The following is a 20,516-nucleotide window of genomic DNA, read 5'->3' as shown; positions in this document are numbered from 1 at the left end:
CGGCGATGCGGGCGGCGAGAATCGGGCATTTTACCGGCTCAGCCCGTTTGTGTCTTCCCCACCCGTCATGCGCACCCGTTTCATCCTCATCCAGACCAGCCACGCCGGCAATGTGGGCGCCGCCGCCCGCGCCATGAAGACCATGGGTTTCGACGACCTGGTGCTGGTCGCGCCGCGCTGGGCCAACGTGCTGCGGCGCGAGGAAACCATCCAGCGCGCCAGTGGCGCCCTGGACGTGCTGAACAACGCCCGCATCGTCGAAACGCTCGATGAAGCCCTCGACGGCGTGACCCACCTGTGCGCCACGGCCATGATCCCGCGCGACTTCGGCCCGCCCACGCGCACGCCGCGCGAGCACCTGGAGCCGCTGGCCACGCAGGGCGACCAGCACGTGGCCTTCCTGTTCGGCTCCGAGCGCTTCGGCATGCGCAACGAGGACGTCTACCGCTGCAACGTGGCCCTGAGCATCCCGACCGACCCGAAGTTCGGCTCGCTCAACCTGGGCGCGGCCATCCAGGTGGTGGCCTACGAATGGCGCCTGGCGCTGGGCGGCTACGGCGTGCGCGAGGCCATCGCCCCGGTGCAGGCGGCCGACGCGCAGGCCGTGGCCGGCATGCTCGACCACTGGGAGCGCTCGCTGGTGGACATCGGTTTTCTCGACCCGGCGGCGCCCAAGAAGCTCATGCCGCGGCTGCAGCAATTGTTCAATCGCGCGCAGCCCACGCCGGAAGAAATCCACATCCTGCGCGGCATCGCCAAGGCCATGAGCGACGCGACCCGGCCGCCGCGCGACAGCTGAACCGTCACAAAACCCCATCGCGCGTAAGCAAAGACGCCCGGCTTTAGACTGCCCGGCCCCTATCGATATAACGACAACAAAGGCAGCGATGTTCTCTCGACTGCGCGCCGACATCCGGTGCATCCTCGAACGCGACCCGGCCGCCCGCAGCGCCTGGGAAGTGATCACGGTCTACCCCGGCTTCCATGCCGTGGTGCTGCACCGCTGGGCGCACGCCTGTTGGACCCACGGTTTCAAGTGGCCGGCCCGCTTCATCGCGCACTGCGCGCGCGCGTTCACGGGCATCGAGATCCACCCGGCCGCCAAGATTGGCGAGCGCGTGTTCTTCGACCACGCCATGGGCGTGGTGGTGGGCGAAACCGCCGAGATCGGCGACGGCTGCACCATCTACCAGGGCGTGACGCTGGGCGGCACCTCGCTCTACAAGGGCACCAAGCGCCACCCGACGCTGGGCAAGAACGTGGTGGTGAGCGCGGGCGCCAAGGTGCTCGGCGGCTTCGTCGTGGGCGACGGCGCCAAGATCGGCTCCAACGCGGTGGTCATCAAGCCGGTGCCGGCCGGGGCGACCGCGGTGGGCATTCCGGCGCGCATCATCCCGTCGAAAGAGGGCGAGAGCGCCGACGTGGCCGCGCCGCAGAAGTTCTCGGCCTACGGCATCACGCAGGACGACGACCCGCTGAGCCAGGCCATGCGCGGCCTGATCGACAACGCCTCGAGCCAGGAGCACCAGATCGCGCTCTTGTGGCAGGCCATCGAGAAGCTGTCGGCGCAGCCGGGCACCAAGGACTGCGTGCCGGGCGACGCGGCGCGTGGCGAGTCGTTCGAGGCCGACAAGCTGACGCAGCTGATCGGCAAGTAAGAGCCGATCAGCCGGCCCGCTTGCCCGGCGCGTGCAGCGTGCCGTGCACATGCCCCGCGTGCTGGCCGAAGGTCTCGGGCGAGAGTGCGGCGGTGTCCAGCTCCTGCAGGATGCCGCAGGCGCTCGCCGATTCGGGGCCGCCGCACTGCAGGCGCAGCGCCTTCAGCTGCTTTTCGAGCGTCTTCAGCTCGGCGATGCGCGAGGCCACGTGGCCGATGTGGTCGTCCAGCAGCTGGTTCACCTCGCCGCAGTCGTCCTGCGGCGCATCGCGGAATTTCAGCAGGCTGCGGATCTCGTCGAGCGTCATGTCCAGCGAACGGCAGCGGCGGATGAAGCCCAGGCGCTGGGCATGCTCGTCGTCGTAGATGCGGTAGTTGCCGTCGGTGCGCGCGGGCGCGGGCAGCAGCTGTTCGCGCTCGTAGTACCGGATGGTTTCGACCGGCGTGTTCGTGGCCTTGGCCAGTTCACCGATTTTCATGATGCGGCATCTCAAGGAAGTGGTAATCAACGGTTGACTCTACACCTGCTTCAGGGTTTCCAATGAATGCATGACGAATCAGAACACCCTGAATCCGCCGGTGCCGCGCGCTGCGCCGCATGACCACGCCCATGACCACGGGCACAGCCACGGACACGACCACGCGCACGACCACGGGCACGACCATGCCCACGATCACGCCCCCGCCGCGCCGGCAACGGCCTGCTGCGGCAGCGCGGTGTGCGGCAGTACGCCGGCATCGGCCGAGCCGGCCGACCTGCCGAAAGGCGCCGTGCTGTTTCGCATTCCCACCATGGACTGCGCGGTCGAAGAGTCCGAGATCCGCCGCGCCCTCGAGCCCGTCGCGGGCGTGAGGGCCCTGCGCTTTCGCCTGAGCGAACGCACGCTGGCCCTCACCACCGAAGACGGCGCGCTGCCCGCTGCGCTCGAAGCCATCCGCCAGGCCGGCTTCAAGCCCGAGCCGGTGGCGTCGTCGACGGGGCAGAAGGCCGAGCCCGCGCGCTTCGCCGGCATGTCGACCGGGCTGGCGCGCCTCGTGGCCGCGCTGGTGCTGGCCATTGCGGCCGAGACCGTGTCCTTCCTGGCGCTCGACGGCGTGGGCTTCATGGCCGCCGAGATGGGGCTCGCGCTCGCGGCCATCGCGCTGGCCGGCCTGGACACCTACAAGAAGGGCTTCGCCGCGCTGGTGCGCGGGCGCCTCAACATCAACGCGCTGATGGCCGTCGCCGTCACGGGCGCCTTCATCATCGGCCAGTGGCCCGAGGCCGCGATGGTGATGGCGCTTTACGCCATCGCCGAACTCATCGAGGCCCGCGCCGTCGACCGTGCGCGCAACGCCATCCAGAGCCTGCTCGCGCTCGCGCCCGAACAGGCCGAGGTGCGGCAGCCCGACGGCAGCTGGCTGACCGTGCGCGCCGACGCGGTGGCGCTCGATGCCGTCGCGCGCATCCGCCCCGGCGAGCGCGTGCCGCTGGACGGCGTGGTGCTCGAAGGCACGAGTGCCATCGACCAGGCGCCGGTCACGGGCGAGAGCATCCCGGTCGACAAGGCTGCGGGCGACGCGGTGTTCGCCGGCACCATCAACCAGACCGGCGCGCTGGTGTTCCGCGTGACGGCCGTGGCGGCCAACACCACGCTCGCGCGCATCATCCACGCGGTCGAAGAGGCGCAGGGTTCGCGCGCGCCCACGCAGCGCTTCGTCGACCGATTCGCTGCCATCTACACGCCCACCGTCTTCGTGCTGGCGCTGGCCATCGCGGTGCTCACGCCGTGGCTGCTGGGCTGGACCTGGGTGCAGGCCGTCTACAAGGCGCTGGTGCTGCTCGTCATCGCCTGCCCGTGCGCGCTGGTCATCTCCACGCCCGTGACGGTCGTGAGCGCGCTGGCCTCGGCCGCGCGGCGCGGCATCCTGATCAAGGGCGGCACCTACCTCGAAGAGGCGCGCAAGCTCAAGGCCGTGGCGCTCGACAAGACCGGGACCATCACCGAGGGCAAGCCCAAGCTGGTCGAGTCGGTGCTGATCGACAAGGCGGGCAGGGATGAAGGCGCGGTGTACGCATTGGCCGCCAACATCGCCGGCCGTTCCGACCACCCGGTGTCGAAGGCCATTGCCGAAGGCCTGGGCGGCGCAGTCGAAGAGGTCGGCGACTTCACCGCGCTGCCCGGACGCGGCGTGCAGGCCACGCACGCGGGCCAGAGCTACGTGCTGGGCAACCACCGGCTGATCGAGGAGCGCGGCCTGTGCTCCCCGGCACTGGAAGCCGAGCTGAAGCGGCACGAAGAAGCCGGCCGCACGGTGACGCTGCTCGCATCGGAAAAGTCGGTGCTGGCGCTGTTCGCGGTGGCCGACACCATCAAGCCCTCGTCGCAGGCGGCCGTGGCCGAGCTGCGCGCGCTGGGCGTGACGCCCGTCATGCTCACCGGCGACAACACCGCCACCGCGAAGACCATCGGCGCGCACGCCGGCATCGACGACGTGCGCGGCAACCTGTTGCCCGAAGAAAAGCTGGGCGCCATCCAGGCGATGCAGCAGCGCTACGGCGCCGTTGCGATGACCGGCGACGGCATCAACGACGCCCCGGCGCTCGCCAGGGCCGACATCGGCTTCGCCATGGGCGGCGCCGGCACCGACACCGCGATGGAAGCGGCCGACGTGGTCATCATGAACGACGACCTGCGCCGCATCCCCGAGACCATCCGCCTGTCGCGCCGCTCGCATGCGGTGCTGTGGCAGAACATCACGCTCGCACTCGGCATCAAGGGCGTGTTCTTCGTGCTCGCCGTGTTCGGCAGCGCGACCATGTGGATGGCGGTGTTTGCCGACATGGGGGCGAGCCTGCTGGTGGTGGCGAACGGGCTGCGGTTGATGCGCATGCCTAAATGAGGTGATCGACGCGTTGCGCGGCGACGTTGTCCGACCCCAAGGTTCTCTCGGCTACTGAGTTCGACCCATGTAACGATCTACACTGCCCTTTCGAACAACGATTCGAACCATCGCCAGCCTCGGGGACTTCCCGCAGGCTGGCTTTCTTTTGTCAATGGAGGAGGGTGGGGATGCTTCAGAAAATGAAATGGGCGCTGGTCGTTTCGGCCGTGGCGTTGGTCAGTGCATGCGGCGGTGGAGGCGACGGCAATGGCGGGGTTCAGTTCCTGCCCTTGCCGGCTGTTGCGCCGCCCACCACCGACAACGGTTCTGCGGCCAGCGCGCCAACGGCGGTGATCACCAGCCCGTCCAGCGCGGACATCGGATTGGTCTTGAAGCTGGATGGGGCCCAGAGCACCAGTGCGTCGGGGCACAAGCTCGACTATTCGTGGCTGCTGCGCTCCAAGCCAATCGGCAGCAAGGCCGAGTTGAACGACCCACTCCTGAAGAGCCCGGAGTTCGTCCCTGATGTGGCGGGAGAGTATGTGCTGAGGCTCGTGGTCAGCGACCGGGGGATCTACAGCGAGCCGGTGTACGCGACCCTCAAGGCCACGACGCCCCCGGTTGCCGGCCCATTGTTGACGCTGACGATACAGGACACGACGGCGATGACGCTTGCTCCGGGGGTCTCATCACTGTGGGCCGTCACAGCAAGGGAGTTCTACAGGCCAGAGAAGTTTCTTGCGGACTTCTGGGCCTTTTACCCGGCGGGGGCCATGTTGAACGACAGCGTGTTTCCAAACTTCGAGGTGAATTGGACCGATCCCGGTGCGGAGGGCACGTTTGTGTCACTTCGCAATCAGCTGAGCTTCACACCGCGGAAGAACCACACGACGCTGGTGGAGCCATTCGATACGCTGCCCGGTTCGATCGACCCGCGCAGAGGCATCGAATACCGGTTGAAAGCGAACCCGAGGGGCCTGGCAACGATGCCTGTCGGACAGAGCGCAGGGTGGAACTACGGCAGCGACACGCTCGGGATGGCATCGATTTCCTCGCCGCTTCCTCCGGGCGCCCCGCGCTTGGCGACCTACAAGATCGTCGGTGAGATGTCGCCGCAGATGGTTCCTGCGGGATGGAAGGCCAATGTGGAAGTCACGGTGAATGCCACCATTCAAACGCTTGCTGCTTCAGGGGCCACTCAACGAACGTCCATTTTCCAGAAGGCTTTCACGCAGAGCTTTTCCGAGGATGTATCAATCGACCTCGACGCGAGCAAGTACCCGTCGCTGGTGGGGCAGTCGTTCATGATGAACGTTTCAAGCCGGGTCACGTACCAACGCTTGCCCTCCTGAGTCTTCCCGGGGCCAGCGAGCCCCAAAATTCTTTCGGGTCGGAGGTTCTGGCCGGCCGCTGTCGGCCGCTGGCTTGAGCCGGGCGCATGGAACTCACTAACATCAGGCGAGTTTTTCGCCCACTCCGCGCCCCCGCCCATGTCCGTCACCACCCTCCTGCTGCAACTCGTCGTCATCCTCACCACCGCGCGCCTGTGCGGCTGGGTGCTGCGCCATGTGGGGCAGCCGAGCGTGGTGGGGGAGATGGCGGCGGGGCTGATGCTCGGGCCGGCGGTCATGGGGCTGCTGTTCCCGTCGCTGCATGCGCAGCTGTTCGCCAAGGAGTCGCTGCAGGGGCTGTCGTCGCTGGCGACGGTGGGGCTGGTGCTGTTCATGTTCGTGGTGGGCCTGGAGCTGCGGGCCACGCGCAACATGCGCGCGCAGCTGCAGGCGGCCGGCGCGGTGGGCGTGCTCAGCGTGCTGGTGCCGCTGGTGCTGGGCCTGGCGATCTCGCCGGCGCTGCACCCCACGCTCGCGCCGGCCGGCGTGGGCTTCTGGCCCTTCGCGCTGTTCATGGCGGCGGCGCTGTCGATCACGGCCTTTCCGGTGATGGCGCGCATCCTGAAAGACCGCGGCATGACGCGCACGCCCTTCGGCCAGCTCTCGCTGAGCGCTGCGGCGGTGGTCGACGTGTTCGCGTGGATCCTGCTGGCCTTCGTGGTCGCGCTGGTGGGCACCAGCGACGGCTACGCGGGCCTGATCAAGATCACGGTCGGCGTGGTGGTGATGCTCACGGTGCTGTTCCTCGGGCTGAAGCCGGCCTTTGCGTGGCTGCTGCGCGTGAAGGCGCCCGACGGCGAGCCGTCGACCACGCTGATGGCCGCGCTCATGATCGGCCTGCTGGTCACGGCGCTGCTGACCGAATGGCTGCACCTGCACGCGGTGTTCGGCGCCTTCCTGTTCGGCGCCTGCCTGCCGCGCGACGACCGCCTGCTGCGCTCGCTGAGCGAGCGCATCGAGCCGATCTCCATCGTGGTGCTGATGCCGCTGTTCTTCGCGCTCGCGGGGCTGGGCACCACGGCCAACGCGTTCTCGGGTGCGAGCCTGGGCGCGATGCTGCTGATCGTGGGCGTGGCCACCGTGGGCAAGATCGCGGGCGGCGCGGCGGGCGCGCGCATCGCCGGCTACAGCTGGCGCGACAGCCTGGCCACCGGCTCGCTCATGAACGCGCGCGGGCTGATGGAGCTCATCGTCATCAAGATCGGCCTGGACGTCGGCCTGATCGGCCCCGAGCTCTTCACGATGCTGCTGGTGATGGCGCTGGCCACCACCGCGATGACCGGGCCGCTGATGACGCTGTGCATCGGCCGCAAGCCCAAGCCCGCCGAGACGGCGGCGCACGCCGAGCCCTGAACCCCTTCAGCTGCCGCGGCGCACGCTGAACCCGATGCGCGTCTGGCCGCCCTGGCTCGACGCGAACACCTGCCCGCCGTGCATGCGCGCGATCGCCTCGACGATCGACAGGCCCAGCCCGTGGTGCCGCGTGGAGCCGTCTCGTGCCTGGGCCGCGCGGTAGAAGCGCTCGAACAGGCGCGGCAGCGCCTCGGGGTCGATCGGCGCGCCGCGGTTGATCACGGCGATGGTGTGGTGTTCTCCGCCAGGGGCGGCCGCAATCTCGATGCGCAGCGTCGAGGCCGGTTCGGCAAAGCGGATCGCATTGCCCAGCAGGTTGAAGAGGGCGCGCCGGATCAGCCCCGCGTCCACCTCGGCCACGGCCTCGCCATGCACTTCGGCGCGCAGGCCGGCCTCGTCGAGCATGGCGTCGTAGAAGTCGATCACGTCGCGCGCTTGCTCCGCCAGGCTCACCGGGGCCATCGAGCGTGCCGAGGTGCCGCGGTCGGCCTTCGAAAGAAACAGCATGTCGGTCACGATGCCCGACAGCCGCCCCATCTCCTCGAGGTTGGAGGCCAGCACGGCCTGCAGCTCCTCGTTGCTGCGCGGTCGCGTGAGCGCCACCTCGGTCGAGCCGAGCAGGTTGGCCAGCGGCGTGCGCAGCTCGTGCGCCACGTCGGCGTTGAACGACTCCAGCTGCACGTAGGCGCGCTGCACCCGTGCCAGCAGCGCGTTGAACTGCGTGATCCAGGGCCGCAGCTCCTGCGCGAAGGCGCCGGGGTCGATCGACTGGTGAACGTGGTCGGGCGTGATGGCCGCGGTGCGTTCGGCCAGCGCCTTCAGCGGCCGCAGCCCGCGCCGCACCAGCCACATGCCGGTGAGCGACACCAGCGCCGTGCCCAGCACCACCGCGCCCAGCAGCGTCCAGGCCAGGCGTTCGAGCAGCCGGGAGTCCTGCGCGATGTTCACGCCGACCTGCACCGACAGGTCGGTGTGGAAGTCGCCGTTCTGCCAGGGCACGACCATGGCGCGTCGCAGCCAGCGGCCCTGCGGCGGCGGCGTGGACTGGAACAGCGGCTTGCCGGCGTTGGCGATCGACAGGGTCACGTCGTCCTGCATCGAGAAGAAGTCGTCGAGCTTGTGCCGCAGAAAGACGAGGTCGCCGCCTTTCTCGGCCTCCTTGAGCAGGTGCTCGACGAGCACCGTCTTCTGGTCGAGCGCGTCGCGCTGCTTGGCGCCGAAGCTCCAGGCGGTCACGAGGTAGATGGCCAGGCAGATGATGCTCAGGCCGGACAGCGTCTGCGCGGCGAACCAGAACGAGAGCCGGCTCTGGATCGAATGCGGCTTCGGGCTCATGCCCACGAGCGGTCTTCGAGTACGTAGCCCATGCCGCGGACGGTGTGCAGCAGCTTCACGTCGAAGGGGTCGTCGATCTTGCTGCGCAGGCGGCGGATGGCCACCTCGACCACGTTGGTGTCGCTGTCGAAGTTCATGTCCCACACCTGCTCGGCGAGCGTGGAGCGCGACAGAATCTGCCCGCGCCGGCGCAGCAGCACCACCAGCAGCGTGAACTCCTTGGCCGTGAGGTCCAGCCGCGTGCGGTTGCGCATGCACTTGCGGCTCACCAGGTCCAGCTCCAGGTCGGCCAGGCGCAGCACCGTGGGCTCCTGCGTCTTGCCGCGCCGTAGCAGCGCCTGCACGCGCGCCAGCAGCTCCGAGAAGGAGAAGGGCTTCACCAGGTAGTCGTCGGCGCCTTGCTGCAGGCCCTGCACGCGGTCTTCGACCTTGTCGCGCGCGGTGAGCACCAGCACCGGCACGTTCTTCGTGCGGCGAATGGCCTGCAGCACGGCAAAGCCGTCGATGCCGGGCAGCATCACGTCCAGCAGCACGAGCGCGTAGTCGCCCTCGGTGGCGAGGTAGCGGCCTTCGATGCCATCGCGGGCGATGTCGACCACGTAGCCGTTCTCTTCCAGCCCCTTTTTCAGGTAATCGCCCAGTTTGGGTTCGTCTTCGATGACAAGAATTCGCATGGTACGGATCGTACCCAAGGCCTTTCGAGACGCTGGTTACGATTTAGTAATCCTATTGAAGGACAAAGCGCCGACACGCTGTCGTACAGTGGGCCGGGCCCTCGGTTCGCAGGGCTTTTCTTGGTCGGCGCGCCACGCCCCGTCGATATACTTTTGTCAACAATGCGCCGCTGGCTCCTGATTTTCCTGCTGTTTCTCCTGCCTTTCCAGTACAGCTGGGCGGTGTCGGCCGCCTATTGCCTGCACGAAGGCGACAAGGGCAGCGGCCACTGGGGCCACCACGAGGACGAGCCGCGCGGCACCGACCGCACCCACGCGGGCGACGGCGCCAAGAAAGACAGCACCCGCCAGCCCAACGCGGCGGTCGGCCATTGCATCGTTGCCCACTTCGGGCAGGCCCAGCATGCGGACACCGCCGCCGCGCTGCCGGCCGAATCGCCCATCGCCTCGCAGGCGCTGCGCGCCACTGCCACCGAACGCTTCGCCTCGCACATCGCCGAAGTGCCGGTGCGCCCCGACTGGTTGCTCGCCGCCTGATTCGGCGAGAGCACAGCCCCTTTTTCTTTTTCTGATCTCACTCATCAGCTGAGCGCTCCTCGCCGAATTCGTCCGTCCGTTGTTTTGCAACCCAGGAGAATTCGATGCGCACGCTTTTCGTGCCGCTGGCCGTGTTGGCCTTGGCGGTACCCCCGGCCTTTTCACAGCAGACCCCGCAGGCGGCCGGTCCCTCGTCGTCCCTGTCGGCACCCGCCCGCACGCTGGAGCCCGAAGGCCCGCTGACCCTGCGCGCCGCCGTGGCGCTGGCGCTGCAGGCCAACCCGGGCCTGTCGGCCGCGCGCCATGAGCAGGCCGCCGCCGACGGTGCCGTGGTGCAGGCCGGCGCCTGGCCCAACCCCACGCTCGACACGCAGCTGGAAGACCTGCGCCGCAACAACCGCACGACCACGCTGCAGCTGAGCCAGCCCCTCGAGCTGGGCGGCAAGCGCGCCGCGCGCGTCACGGCGGCCGAGCGTGCGCGCGACCAGGCGGCGTCGGCGCTGTCGGCGCGGCGCGCCGAACTGCGTGCCGCGGCCGTCACTGCCTTCTTCGACGTGCTGACCGCGCAGGAGCGCCTGCGCCTCGCGCAGGACTCGGTGGGGCTCGCGCAGATCGCCACCCGCGCCGCGGCCAACCGCGTGGCGGCCGGCAAGGTGTCGCCGCTCGAAGAAACCAAGGCGCGCGTGGCCGAGGCCGGCATCCGCGTCGAACTGCTGCAGGCCGAAGGCACGCTGCGCGCGTCGCGCCAGCTGCTGGCCGCGCTGTGGGGCAACCCGGCGCCGCGCTTCACGCAGGTGGACGGCGCGGTCGACCAGCTGCCCACCCAGGCCGCCGCGCCCGAGGTGGCGCGCCGCCTGCCCGATGCGCCCGTGCTGCGCCAGGCCCGCCTCGAGGTCGAGCGCCGCCGCGCGCTGAGCGACCTGGAGCAGGCCAAGCGCATTCCCGACGTGACCGTGTCGCTCGGCGTCAAGCGCGTGCCCGCGTCCGAAGGCGAGGGCGGCGAGGCCGTGAGCAGCAGCCGGCGCAACCAGGTGGTGGTGGGCCTGTCGGTGCCGCTGCCGATCTTCGACACCAACCGCGGCAACATCGCCGAAGCACTGAGCCGCGAAGACAAGGCGCGCGACGAACTCGCCGCCGCCGAGCTGCAACTGGGCGCCGACGTGGCCCAGGCCAGCGAGCGCCTGCGCTCCGCGCGCGCCACCGCCGAGACGCTGCAGCGCGACGCACTGCCCGGCGCCGAGACCGCCTACCGCGCCGCCACCAAGGGCTTCGAGCTGGGCAAGTTCAGCTTTCTCGAGGCGCTCGACGCGCAGCGCACGCTGTTCCAGGTGCGCAACCAGTACCTCGTTGCGCTGGCCGAGGCGCACCGCGCGGCCGGCGAGCTCGACCGCCTGCTGGGCACGGAGGGCGACGACATCGCCTCGAACGCGACGCTGAACGTGACGCCGAACGTGCGCTGATGAAGAACACCGAACCGATTCCGACCATGACCACACCACACAACCGCACATCGTCCGCCGGCCGCAAACAGTGGATCGCCATTGCCGCCGTTTTGCTCGCCGGCCTCGTTGCCGGCGCGCTCATCCTGCGCACCGCGCCGTCCAAGCCCGAGGCGGGCGGGCACTCGGAGTCCGCCGGCCATGCCGACGGCGAGCACCACGAGGAAGACAGGGGCCACGCCAAGGGTAAGGAAGATGACCACGGCCATTCGCACGACGAAGGCCATGGCGACAAGGAACACCACGCGGAAGAAGGCAAGGATGCCGGCAAGGACGCAGGCAAGGAAACGCCTGCATCGGCAGAGCCGCAGAAGGCCGCCGCCAACGCCCACAAGGAAGACGAGGAAAAGATCCCCTTCACCGACGAGCAGGTCAAGGCCGCCGGCATCGCGATCGACAGCGTCGGCCCGGCGCGCATCAAGACGTCGCTGCAGCTGCCCGGCGAGATCAAGTTCAACGAAGACCGCACGGCCCACGTGGTGCCGCGCGTGGCGGGCGTGGTCGACAGCGTGTCGGCCAACCTGGGCCAGGAAGTCAAGCGCGGCCAGGTGCTGGCCGTGATCTCCAGCCCCGCGCTCTCGGAGCAGCGCAGCGAGCTGCAGACGGCGCAGCGCCGGCTGGCGCTGGCGCGCACCACGCACGACCGCGAGAAGAAACTGTGGGAAGAAAAGATCTCGCCGCAGCAGGACTACCTGCAGGCCGAGCAGGCCATGCAGGAGGCGCAGATCGCCGTGGCCAACGCCAACCAGAAGCTGCTGGCGCTGGGCGCCACGCCCGGCTCGTCGGCACTGGGCCGCTACGAGCTGCGCGCTCCCTTCGACGGCATGGTGGTCGAAAAGCACATCTCGCTGGGCGAATCGGTGGGCGAGGCGGTCAACGTGTTCACCATTTCCGACCTGTCGACCGTGTGGGCCGAGATCAGCGTGCCCGCCAGCAGCCTGAACCTCGTGCGCGTCGGCGAGGCCGTGACCATCCGCGCCGGTTCCTTCGAGCAGGCCGCGCGCGGCACCGTGTCGTATGTGGGCTCGCTGTTGGGCGCGCAGACGCGCACCGCCACCGCGCGCGTCACGCTCACCAACCCGCAGCGCACCTGGCGCCCGGGCCTGTTCGTGAACGTGGAGCTGGTGGCGTCGGAAGCCGATGCGCCCGTCACCGTGTCGGCCGAAGCCGTGCAGACCGTGGACGACCAGCCCACCGTGTTCCTGCGCGTGCCCGGCGGCTTTGTGCCGCAGCACGTGAAGACCGGCCGCAGCGACGGCCAGCGCATCGAGATCGTGGGCGGCCTGAAGCCCGGCGCGGCCTATGCGGCCAGCGGCAGCTTCGTCGTGAAGTCGCAGCAGGGCAAGAGCTCGGCCACGCACACCCACTGAGGACGACCGCATGTTCGAACGCATCATCCGCTTCTCCATCGAGCAGCGCTGGCTGATCCTGCTGGCCGTGCTCGGCATGGCGGCGCTCGGCGTCTTCAGCTACCAGAAGCTGCCGATCGACGCCGTGCCCGACATCACCAACGTGCAGGTGCAGATCAACACGTCCGCGCCCGGCTACTCGCCGCTCGAAGCCGAGCAGCGCGTGACCTACCCCATCGAGACCGTCATGGCCGGCCTGCCGGGCCTGCAGCAGACGCGCTCGCTGTCGCGCTACGGCCTGTCGCAAGTGACCGTGATCTTCAAGGACGGCACCGACATCTACTTTGCGCGCCAGCTCGTGAACGAGCGCATCCAGTCGGCGCGCGAGAGCATGCCGCCCGGCGTGTCGCCGGTGATCGGGCCCATCTCGACCGGCCTGGGCGAGATCTACCTGTGGACCGTCGAGACCGAAGAGGGCGCGAAAAAGGCCGACGGCAAGCCCTACACGCCCACCGACCTGCGGGAGATTCAAGACTGGATCATCAAGCCGCAGCTGCGCAACGTACCGGGCGTGACCGAGATCAACTCCATCGGCGGCTACGCCAAGGAGTTCCAGATCGCGCCCGACCCCGCGAAGCTCCTGGCGCACGGCCTCACGATGACCGACCTGGTCACCGCGCTGGAGCGCAACAACGCCAACGTGGGCGCGGGCTACATCGAGAAGCGCGGCGAGCAGTACCTCATTCGCGCGCCGGGGCAGGTGAAGTCGGTGGAAGACATCGGCAACGTGATCCTGGGCAACGCCGGCGGCATTCCGCTGCGCGTGTCCGACGTGGCCGAGGTCGGCATCGGCCAGGAGCTGCGCACCGGCGCCGCCACCGACAACGGCCGCGAGGTGGTGCTGGGCACGGTGTTCATGCTCATCGGCGAGAACAGCCGCACCGTCTCGCAGGCGGTCGACAAGAAGATGCAGGAGATCAACCGCACGCTGCCCGCGGGCGTGAAGGCCGTGACGGTGTACGACCGCACGGTGCTGGTCGACAAGGCCATCGCCACCGTGAAGAAGAACCTCTTCGAGGGCGCGGTGCTGGTGGTGGCGATCCTGTTCCTGTTTTTGGGCAACATCCGCGCGGCCATCATCACCGCCACGGTGATCCCGCTGTCGATGCTCTTCACCTTCACCGGCATGGTGAACCAGAAGGTCAGTGCCAACCTCATGAGCCTGGGCGCGCTCGACTTCGGCATCATCATCGACGGCGCCGTGGTGATCGTGGAGAACTGCGTGCGGCGCCTGGCGCATGCGCAGGAGAAACACGGCAGGGCGCTCACGCGCAGCGAGCGCTTTCATGAAGTGTTCGCGGCCTCGCAGGAGGCGCGCCGGCCGCTGCTGTTCGGCCAGCTGATCATCATGATCGTGTACCTGCCGATCTTTGCGCTCACCGGCGTCGAGGGCAAGCTGTTCCACCCGATGGCCTTCACCGTGGTGATTGCGCTGCTGGGCGCAATGATCCTGTCGATCACCTTCATCCCGGCCGCCGTGGCGCTGTTCATCGGCAACAAGGTCGCCGAGAAGGAAAACCGCTTGATGCTGTGGGCCAAGCGCGGCTACGCGCCGCTGCTGTCGCGTGCGATGAATGCCAAGCCGCTGGTCATCACCACGGCGGTGGTGGCCGTGGTGCTCTCGGGCCTGCTGGCCACGCGCCTGGGCACGGAGTTCGTGCCCAGCCTGAGCGAGGGCGACTTCGCCATCCAGGCGCTGCGCATTCCGGGCACCAGCCTCACGCAGTCGGTCGAGATGCAAAAGCAGCTCGAACGCACGCTGAAAGACAAGTTCCCCGAGATCGAGCGCGTGTTCGCGCGCACCGGCACGGCCGAGATCGCGTCCGACCCGATGCCACCGAACATCTCCGACGGCTACATCATGCTCAAGCCCGAGAGCGAATGGCCCAAGCCGAAGCGCACGCGCCCCGAGCTGCTGGCCGCCGTGCAGGAAGAGGTCGAGAAGCTGCCGGGCAACAACTACGAGTTCTCGCAACCGATCCAGCTGCGCTTCAACGAACTGATCTCGGGCGTGCGCAGCGACGTGGCCGTGAAGATCTTCGGCGACGACATGGACGTGCTCAACCAGACCGCCGCGCAGGTGTCGAGCGTGCTGGGCAAGGTGCCCGGCGCCGCCGAGGTGAAGGTGGAGCAGACCACCGGCCTGCCGATGCTCACCGTGAACATCGACCGCCAGAAGACCGCGCGCTACGGCCTCAACGTGGGCGACGTGCAGGACGCCATTTCGACCGCCGTGGGCGGGCGCGAGGCCGGCACGCTGTTCGACGGCGACCGCCGCTTCGACATCCTCGTGCGCCTGCCCGAGACCCTGCGCACCGACCTGGACGCCATCCGCCGGCTGCCGATCGCGCTGCCCAAGGGTGCGGGCGGCGAAGGCCTGCGCACCAGCTTCATCCCGCTGGGCGAAGTGGCCACGCTCGACCTCGCGCCCGGCCCCAACCAGGTCAGCCGCGAAGACGGCAAGCGCCGCATCGTGGTGAGTGCCAACGTGCGCGGTCGCGACCTCGGTTCCTTCGTGGCCGAGGCCGAGGAGGCCATGCGCGCCGTGCGCATTCCGCCGGGCTACTGGACCGTGTGGGGCGGCCAGTACGAGAACCTGGCCTCGGCCACGCAGCGCCTGCAGGTGGTGGTGCCCGTGTCGCTGCTGCTGGTGTTCACGCTGCTGTTCGCCATGTTCGGCAACCTGAAGGACGGCCTGCTGGTGTTCACCGGCATTCCGTTCGCGCTCACGGGCGGCATCGTCGCGCTGTGGCTGCGCGGCATTCCGCTGTCGATCTCGGCGGCCGTGGGCTTCATTGCGCTGTCGGGCGTGGCCGTGCTCAACGGGCTGGTGATGATCTCGTTCATCCGCAACCTGCGCGAGGGCGGCCTGCCGCTGGACGAAGCGATTCGCGAAGGCGCGCTCACGCGGCTGCGCCCCGTGCTCATGACCGCGCTGGTCGCCTCGCTGGGCTTCGTGCCCATGGCCATCGCCACCGGCACCGGCGCCGAAGTGCAGCGCCCGCTGGCCACCGTGGTCATCGGCGGTATCCTGTCGTCGACCGCGCTGACGCTGCTGGTGTTGCCGCTGCTGTATCGCATCGCGCACCGGCGCGATGAAGACGAGGTGCAGGAAGCCAACGCAGAGCAGCAACATGGCGCACCTCTCGATCCCGCACTGCAAGGTTCCCATGGCCCATGAGCATTCACATGCAGTAGGTGGCAATGAAAAGGCGCTGCGCTGGGCGCTGGCGCTGACCTCGACCTACCTCGTCGCCGAGGTGATCGGCGGGCTCGTGTCGGGCAGCCTGGCGCTGCTGTCCGACGCGGCCCACATGGCCACCGACACCGTGGCGCTGGCCATCTCGCTGGCCGCCATCTGGCTGGGCAAGCGGCCGGCGGACAAGCGCCGCACCTTCGGCTACTACCGCTTCGAGATCCTGGCGGCCGTGGTCAACGCGGTGCTGCTGTTCTTCGTGGCGATCTACGTGCTCTACGAGGCGTACCGGCGCATCTCGCAGCCGGCCGAGATCCAGTCGACCATGATGCTGCTCGTGGCCATCGGCGGCCTGGTGGTCAACCTCATCGGCATGCGCCTGCTGGCCAGCGGCAAGGACGAAAGTCTCAACGTGAAGGGCGCGTACCTCGAAGTGTGGGCCGACATGCTCGGCTCCGTCGGCGTGATCGCCGGCGCGCTCGTCATCCGTTTCACCGGCTGGGCCTGGGTCGACTCGGTGATCGCCGTCGCCATCGGCCTGTGGGTGCTGCCGCGCACCTGGCGCCTCTTGCGCGAGAGCCTCAACGTGCTGCTCGAAGGCGTGCCCGACGAGATCGACCTGCCCGAGGTCGAGCGCGCGCTGCAGGCGCAGCCGGGCGTGGCCGGCCTGCACGACCTGCATGTGTGGGCGCTGTCCAGCGGCAAGGTGAGCCTGAGCGTGCACGTGGTGTGCACGCCCGACGTGGTCGACCTGGCGCCGCTGATGCTGCGGCTGCGCGCGCTGCTGGCCGAGACGTTCGACATTCACCATTCGACCGTGCAGGTGGAGCGGGTGCCTTGCGAGCAGGCGGGGGAGACCCATGGGTTCGGGCCTGCGGTGACGGCGGGCTGACGCGAGGGCAGGGCACGGAAAAAACGCGACAGTCGCACGGGGCGGCTGTCGCGTCGGGGGCGGCGCCGATGTGGCGCCGCGTGGCCTGTCTGCAGGCTTAGAGGATGGTCACGTGGACCTTGTCCTCGACCAGCAGTTCGGCGGTGCCTGCGAGGTTGGTGTAGACGCTGTAGGTCACGCCGCCGACGGTGGCTGCATTGCCCAGGGTCCAGCCGTCGTCGCCGCCGAGCAGGTTCACATCGCCATTGGCGCCGTTGACCAGCATCTGCACCTTGCCGTCGGCCGTGACCATGTCGCGTGCACCACCGGCCAGCAGGTCTTGCGCGCTCAGCGCGAGCGTGTTGCCGCCTGCGCCCAGGTCGAACTTCTCGAAGCCCAGCACCTTCGCGCCGAGGGCCGACAGGTCGATGTGCATGGCGGTGCCGTCCATGACGAGCGTGTCGATGCCCAGGCCGCCGTCGAGGCGCGCGAAGTCGCCGCTGTTGATGCGGATCGTGTCGTCGCCCGCGCCACCGTGCACCGTGTCGCCCGTGCCCACCTTCATGAAGGTGTCGTTGCCGGCACCGCCCTCGAGGCGGTCGGCGAAGCCGAGCCTGGCGATGAGCGTGTCGTCGCTGTCGGTGTAGGTCTGCGTGGCGTGGTCGAGCACATGGACCTCGGCCTCGGGACTGATGTGGAACGTGCCAGCGCCCGTGTTCTGCAGCGTGACCGTCACGCCCTGCTGCACCAGCAAGTCGGCCTTGAAGCCCGAGTGCTGGTACACCTCGTAAACCACGCCCCACACCGAGATGTTGGCCTGCTTGACCCAATCGCCGGTGTCGGTGCCGTTGGGCAGCACGTCGGACAGCGTCACCGCATCACCGGCATTGCCCTTGACCATCATCTGCACGCGACCGTCGGCCACGAACTGGTTGATGGCGCCGTTGTTCATCACGTCGGCCAGCGACAGCTTGAGCGTGTTGTTGCCCGAGCCGGTGAGGTCGATGATTTCAACCGAACTGACTTTGCCCGCGAGCGCGGTCAGGTCCAGCACCTGGTTGGCGCCGGTCAGCTTGAGCGTGTCGATGCCGCCGTTGCCGGAGATGGCCGAATCGGACAGGTGCTTGATGTCGGTGACGACGAATTCGTTGTTGTCCGAACCGCCATGCAGCGTGCCCACCGATCCTTCGGTCAGCGTCTGTTGCTGCGCAGGACTCGAGCCCGTGTCGACGCCGCTCCAGCTCAGGTCGCCGATCAGGATGGCGTCGTTGACCCCCGGCGCCGTTCCGCTGTCCTGGCCGTACACCTTGATGTAGGAAATGGGGGTGTTCGACGAGAAGCCGATCTTGGCCATGCCAGCCGACGAATCCGGGTGGGCGACCATGTTCTTCGTGCCCAGCAAGACGCCTTCTGCCGAATAGAACTCGACCTTGCCGTAAGGCGCCCCGTGCGTGTTCCCATATTCGATCTCCACCGATTTGGCGGGCGTGGGAATCTTGAAGCTCACGATGCCCTGAGCCGAAAGGTACAGGCTGGAGTAATTGGAAGGCTCCACAAAACCTTGAACCATTTCAATATCGACGCCCTTGGCAGTCGTATGCGATGTGCCTGCATTAATCTTGGATAGATTGTCAAAAGAATCTTTCCCTCGAAGATTGGAGGATGTGTATTTCGATATGTTGCCGGCAGGATCGGAAATTGCAGCGGTTATTTCGAATTCTGACAAGGGCTTGCCTATTTTGATGTCATCAACCGTATAACCATCCGTTTCGCCTCTTGGTGTGAAAATGATAAAGCTGCCAATCATCTTGCCAGGAGGGGGGTCAAAAGAAACCCGCTGAACGGAACCCAGTGGATACTGTAGATCTAATTGCCCCAGCTTTTGTCCATCTACGTCGAAATAGACCAAATACTCCTTCCCTGCTGTGTCTCCGTTGATTCCATTTAAATCAAAGGAAACATGATTGGCTCCATTCTTAATCAAATATTCACTGGAGTAATTTACGCCTCCAACTGTCCCGATCCAAAGGCGTGGGTCGTTGTTGGTAGGTGTCGGAATCCAAATTCGAACGCCGTTGTCGCATTTGATTGTCAGATCGCCAAATGTCATGGATTTTGAGTTGACTGTTTCTTTCAATCCGTTGAAATTCAAAAGAACTGGAGGAGACTGATCTGCAATTTGCACCTTTCCTGTCGCGATGTCAGCAGCGGTCAGTACATAGTCGAAATGATCGCCACGCAGAACCAAGCTGAGCTTGTGGCCCACAGCCACATCCGCCGGATTGAATCGAACCTCCACGCCACCAGCGACCACGGCCACCTCGGTCGGCGCCGCAGGGGCGACGGTATCCAGCGCCATCGCCTGCGATTGCACCGGGCCCGCATTACCGGCCTCGTCCACCGTGCGCGTCTGCACGGTCCAGCTTTCGGTATGGCTGTTGCCGTCCTGCGCGCTCCATTGATCACCGGCCACGAAGGCGGTCGTCCAGGTGGTGCCGCCGTCGGTCGACACCTGCAGCGTCTCGCCGGCGCCCAGAGCGGCCGACAGCTTGCCCTGCAGCAGCCGTCCGGCGCCGCCGTCGTTGGTCAGGTAGTCGTCGGCGTTGAAGCCGCTGTCCTTGCCGATGTCGGTGACGGTGCCGGTCTGCGTCGGGGGCGTGGTGTCGATCACGAAGTTCCAGGCGCTGCTGGCATCGCTGGTCTGGCCCACGGGGCTGGTCGACGTAGCGGTGATGCCGTGTGCGCCGTCAGTCAGATTGGTCTGGGGCGTGAAGCTCCACTTGCCGCTCTCATCGGCCACGGTCTGGCCCAGGTAGGTGGCGCCGTCGTAGAACTTGACGATGTGGTTCGCCTGGGCCGTGCCCGCCAGCGTCGGCCTGGCGTCATTGGTGGCTTCGCCTTGCTGCAGCATGTGCGCCTCGCCCACGTCGTCGAACACGCTGTCGATGACGGGCGCGTTCGGCTTGTCGGTATTGACGGTGACCTTGTAGCGCCCGGTCGGCATGGTCTCGTTGCCCGCGGCATCGCGCTCCACGAGCATGAAGGTGTTCAGGCCTGCGGCCAGCGGGGTGTCGACCTGGAAAGTCCACTGGCCGTTCTCGCCGATGATGGCCGGGCCCAGCTCATGAGTGCCGGTGGCGTCTTTCACCATCACGGTGACGGTGTGGCCGGGCGTGCCGTTGCTGATGCCGCTGAGCAGAGGGCGCGTTTCATCGGTGGTGCCGCCCGAGATCACGTTGCCGGTGACCCCGCCCACGTTGTCCGTGAAGCCGCTGACGTTCAGCCGGCTGGCGTCGGGCGGGGTGACGTCGATCTCGAAGTTGAAGGCGGGCGAAGGCGTGCCCTCGTTGCCGCTGTCGTCGCGCGTGACGATGGTGATGGCGTGCTGGCCTTCGAGCAGGTCGGTCGAGGGCGTGAAGGTCCAGCTGCCGTTGGCGTCGACCTCGGTGGTGCCGATCTCGTTGCCGTTGTCGCGGATGACGATGGTGTCGCCCGGCGTGCCTTGGCCGTGGAAGCCGGGCTGGCGGTCGTCGGTCATACCGCCGGGGGCGATGGGGTTCTGGATGTCGCCGGCGTCGTCGAGGGCGCCGCTCACGATGGCGGGAGGGGCGGCGAAGGTGGTGCTCGGGTGGTCGATGGCGACCTGAGTTTTCTCGGAGGGCATGGAATTCTCTGTTCTGAAAAGGAAAGAAAAGACCGCATCGGCGCGCAAATGAACGCAGCGCAATC

The 20,516-nt window shown here is 67.6% G+C and carries 14 protein-coding genes; 10 read left to right on the top strand and 4 right to left on the bottom strand.

The window, feature by feature from the left end; genetic code table 11:
- The first annotated feature begins 67 nt into the window (after positions 1-67).
- Complete coding sequence (locus AC1RL8_RS07155) at positions 68-799, top strand: RNA methyltransferase (protein WP_492684339.1); 732 nt, start codon at positions 68-70, stop codon at positions 797-799.
- Between the two features lie 67 nt (positions 800-866).
- The gene (cysE, locus tag AC1RL8_RS07150; protein ID WP_223301446.1) at positions 867-1,658 is read left to right on the top strand and encodes a serine O-acetyltransferase; all 792 of its coding nucleotides are present in this window, start codon (positions 867-869) and stop codon (positions 1,656-1,658) included.
- A gap of 7 nt (positions 1,659-1,665) precedes the next feature.
- On the opposite strand, the gene cadR is transcribed toward cysE, so the two are convergent.
- On the bottom strand, positions 1,666-2,136 hold the full coding sequence (gene cadR / locus AC1RL8_RS07145) for a Cd(II)/Pb(II)-responsive transcriptional regulator (protein ID WP_492684338.1): 471 nt from the start codon (positions 2,134-2,136) through the stop codon (positions 1,666-1,668).
- 70 nt (positions 2,137-2,206) lie between these two features.
- Here cadR and AC1RL8_RS07140 point away from each other — a divergent pair, with 70 nt between their 5' ends.
- The 3 genes from AC1RL8_RS07140 to AC1RL8_RS07130 all read left to right on the top strand — a co-directional run bounded on the left by AC1RL8_RS07140 (position 2,207) and on the right by AC1RL8_RS07130 (position 7,266).
- Positions 2,207-4,540, top strand: coding sequence for a heavy metal translocating P-type ATPase (locus tag AC1RL8_RS07140; RefSeq protein ID WP_492684337.1), 2,334 nt, complete (start codon positions 2,207-2,209; stop codon positions 4,538-4,540).
- Between the two features lie 170 nt (positions 4,541-4,710).
- A complete protein-coding gene (locus AC1RL8_RS07135) occupies positions 4,711-5,874 on the top strand; it encodes a hypothetical protein (RefSeq protein ID WP_492684336.1) in 1,164 nt (387 codons plus the stop codon).
- 138 nt (positions 5,875-6,012) lie between these two features.
- Positions 6,013-7,266 carry a cation:proton antiporter gene (locus tag AC1RL8_RS07130; protein WP_354344899.1) on the top strand — a complete coding sequence of 418 codons (1,254 nt, stop codon included), beginning with the start codon at positions 6,013-6,015 and terminating at the stop codon, positions 7,264-7,266.
- A gap of 6 nt (positions 7,267-7,272) precedes the next feature.
- Here the strand turns inward: AC1RL8_RS07130 and AC1RL8_RS07125 are convergent, their stop codons facing one another.
- Together AC1RL8_RS07125 and AC1RL8_RS07120 are read right to left on the bottom strand one after the other, a co-directional pair.
- A complete protein-coding gene (locus AC1RL8_RS07125) occupies positions 7,273-8,601 on the bottom strand; it encodes a heavy metal sensor histidine kinase (protein ID WP_492684335.1) in 1,329 nt (442 codons plus the stop codon).
- Positions 8,598-9,275: a heavy metal response regulator transcription factor gene (locus AC1RL8_RS07120; RefSeq protein WP_062481258.1), complete on the bottom strand. Its 678-nt coding sequence runs from the start codon at positions 9,273-9,275 to the stop codon at positions 8,598-8,600. The genes AC1RL8_RS07125 and AC1RL8_RS07120 overlap by 4 nt, the downstream gene beginning before the upstream one ends.
- Positions 9,276-9,437: 162 nt before the next feature.
- Here AC1RL8_RS07120 and AC1RL8_RS07115 point away from each other — a divergent pair, with 162 nt between their 5' ends.
- From AC1RL8_RS07115 to AC1RL8_RS07095, 5 genes are all read left to right on the top strand, one after another.
- Positions 9,438-9,812, top strand: a complete 375-nt coding sequence (locus AC1RL8_RS07115; protein WP_492684334.1) for a hypothetical protein — start codon at positions 9,438-9,440, stop codon at positions 9,810-9,812.
- Positions 9,813-9,916: 104 nt separating this feature from the next.
- Complete coding sequence (locus AC1RL8_RS07110) at positions 9,917-11,272, top strand: TolC family protein (protein ID WP_492684333.1); 1,356 nt, start codon at positions 9,917-9,919, stop codon at positions 11,270-11,272.
- Positions 11,273-11,298: 26 nt separating this feature from the next.
- Positions 11,299-12,681, top strand: coding sequence for an efflux RND transporter periplasmic adaptor subunit (locus tag AC1RL8_RS07105; protein WP_492684332.1), 1,383 nt, complete (start codon positions 11,299-11,301; stop codon positions 12,679-12,681).
- A gap of 10 nt (positions 12,682-12,691) precedes the next feature.
- Positions 12,692-15,901: a CusA/CzcA family heavy metal efflux RND transporter gene (locus AC1RL8_RS07100; RefSeq protein ID WP_492684331.1), complete on the top strand. Its 3,210-nt coding sequence runs from the start codon at positions 12,692-12,694 to the stop codon at positions 15,899-15,901.
- Positions 15,891-16,808 (top strand): cation diffusion facilitator family transporter, encoded by a 918-nt coding sequence (locus tag AC1RL8_RS07095; RefSeq protein ID WP_492684330.1) that lies wholly within the window; start codon positions 15,891-15,893, stop codon positions 16,806-16,808. The genes AC1RL8_RS07100 and AC1RL8_RS07095 overlap by 11 nt, the downstream gene beginning before the upstream one ends.
- Before the next feature lie 97 nt (positions 16,809-16,905).
- On the opposite strand, the gene AC1RL8_RS07090 is transcribed toward AC1RL8_RS07095, so the two are convergent.
- Entirely contained in the window at positions 16,906-20,451 is a 3,546-nt protein-coding gene (locus AC1RL8_RS07090; protein WP_492684329.1) for an Ig-like domain-containing protein, read from the bottom strand.
- Between the last annotated feature and the right edge of the window lie 65 nt (positions 20,452-20,516).

Source organism: Variovorax sp. GW822-FHT04E09, from assembly GCF_058800845.1.
The sequence above is the reverse complement of the archived record's forward strand: the minus strand, read 5'-3'. Positions and strand labels throughout refer to the sequence as shown.

Coding starts and splice junctions, on each gene's coding strand:
- AC1RL8_RS07155 (WP_492684339.1), top strand. CDS start 68: ATGCGCACCCGTTTCATCCTCATCCAGACCAGCCACGCCGGCAATGTG.
- cadR (WP_492684338.1), bottom strand. CDS start 2,136: ATGAAAATCGGTGAACTGGCCAAGGCCACGAACACGCCGGTCGAAACC.
- AC1RL8_RS07140 (WP_492684337.1), top strand. CDS start 2,207: ATGACGAATCAGAACACCCTGAATCCGCCGGTGCCGCGCGCTGCGCCG.
- AC1RL8_RS07135 (WP_492684336.1), top strand. CDS start 4,711: ATGCTTCAGAAAATGAAATGGGCGCTGGTCGTTTCGGCCGTGGCGTTG.
- AC1RL8_RS07130 (WP_354344899.1), top strand. CDS start 6,013: ATGTCCGTCACCACCCTCCTGCTGCAACTCGTCGTCATCCTCACCACC.
- AC1RL8_RS07125 (WP_492684335.1), bottom strand. CDS start 8,601: ATGAGCCCGAAGCCGCATTCGATCCAGAGCCGGCTCTCGTTCTGGTTC.
- AC1RL8_RS07120 (WP_062481258.1), bottom strand. CDS start 9,275: ATGCGAATTCTTGTCATCGAAGACGAACCCAAACTGGGCGATTACCTG.
- AC1RL8_RS07115 (WP_492684334.1), top strand. CDS start 9,438: ATGCGCCGCTGGCTCCTGATTTTCCTGCTGTTTCTCCTGCCTTTCCAG.
- AC1RL8_RS07110 (WP_492684333.1), top strand. CDS start 9,917: ATGCGCACGCTTTTCGTGCCGCTGGCCGTGTTGGCCTTGGCGGTACCC.
- AC1RL8_RS07105 (WP_492684332.1), top strand. CDS start 11,299: ATGACCACACCACACAACCGCACATCGTCCGCCGGCCGCAAACAGTGG.
- AC1RL8_RS07100 (WP_492684331.1), top strand. CDS start 12,692: ATGTTCGAACGCATCATCCGCTTCTCCATCGAGCAGCGCTGGCTGATC.
- AC1RL8_RS07095 (WP_492684330.1), top strand. CDS start 15,891: ATGGCCCATGAGCATTCACATGCAGTAGGTGGCAATGAAAAGGCGCTG.
- AC1RL8_RS07090 (WP_492684329.1), bottom strand. CDS start 20,451: ATGCCCTCCGAGAAAACTCAGGTCGCCATCGACCACCCGAGCACCACC.